Origin of the sequence: Hydrogenophaga pseudoflava NBRC 102511, from assembly GCF_001592285.1 — a bacterium.
In the GTDB taxonomy this organism is placed as follows: Bacteria; Pseudomonadota; Gammaproteobacteria; order Burkholderiales; family Burkholderiaceae_C; genus Hydrogenophaga; species Hydrogenophaga pseudoflava.
On sequence record NZ_BCWQ01000039.1, the window covers coordinates 1 to 1186 of the forward strand.

The following is a 1186-nucleotide window of genomic DNA, read 5'->3' on the forward strand; positions in this document are numbered from 1 at the left end:
GCAATGATCTTGGCCACGACGCCGGCGCCGACGGTACGCCCGCCTTCACGGATGGCAAAGCGCAGACCTTCTTCCATGGCGATCGGGGCGATCAGCTTGACGGTGATCGACACGTTGTCACCAGGCATCACCATTTCCTTACCCTCAGGCAGCTCGATGGCACCGGTCACGTCCGTCGTGCGGAAGTAGAACTGCGGGCGGTAGTTGTTGAAGAACGGCGTGTGACGACCACCTTCGTCCTTGGACAGCACATACACCTCGCCAGTGAAGTGCGTGTGCGGCTTGATGGAGCCGGGCTTGCACAGCACCTGGCCGCGCTGCACTTCTTCGCGCTTGGTGCCGCGCAGCAGGATACCGACGTTATCGCCAGCCTGACCCTGGTCCAGCAGCTTGCGGAACATTTCCACGCCGGTGCAGGTGGTCTTCTGGGTGGCGGCGATACCGACGATTTCGATTTCTTCGCCGACCTTGATGATGCCGCGCTCGATACGACCGGTCACCACGGTGCCGCGACCGGAGATGGAGAACACGTCTTCCACAGGCATCAGGAAGGCACCATCCACAGCACGCTCAGGCGTGGGGATGTAGCTGTCCAGCGCGTCGGCCAAGCGCATGATGGCCTGCTCGCCCAGATCACCCTTGTCGCCTTCCAGCGCCAGCTTGGCCGAACCCTTGACGATGGGGGTGTCGTCGCCGGGGAAGTCGTACTTGGAGAGCAGCTCGCGCACTTCCATCTCGACCAGCTCCAGCAGCTCGGCGTCGTCCACCATGTCGCACTTGTTCAGGAACACGATGATGTAGGGAACACCCACCTGGCGCGCCAGCAGGATGTGCTCGCGGGTCTGGGGCATCGGGCCGTCGGCGGCCGAGCACACCAGGATAGCGCCGTCCATCTGGGCAGCACCGGTGATCATGTTCTTGACGTAGTCGGCGTGACCGGGGCAGTCCACGTGGGCGTAGTGGCGGTTGGCCGTCTCGTATTCCACGTGTGCGGTGTTGATGGTGATGCCACGAGCCTTCTCTTCAGGAGCCGCGTCGATCTGGTCGTAGGCCTTGGCGGCGCCACCGAACTTGGCAGCCAGCACCGTGGTGATGGCAGCCGTCAGCGTCGTCTTGCCGTGGTCCACGTGACCAATCGTGCCCACGTTCACGTGCGGCTTGGTCCGCTCAAATTTCTCTTTTGCCA

Annotated in this window: 1 protein-coding gene; it reads right to left on the reverse strand. The window is 62.8% G+C overall.

Going from position 1 to position 1186, the window contains the following annotated elements:
• A partial coding sequence (gene tuf, locus HPS01S_RS21360) for an elongation factor Tu (RefSeq protein ID WP_084397655.1) occupies positions 1 to 1186 on the reverse strand: 1186 nt, incomplete at both ends.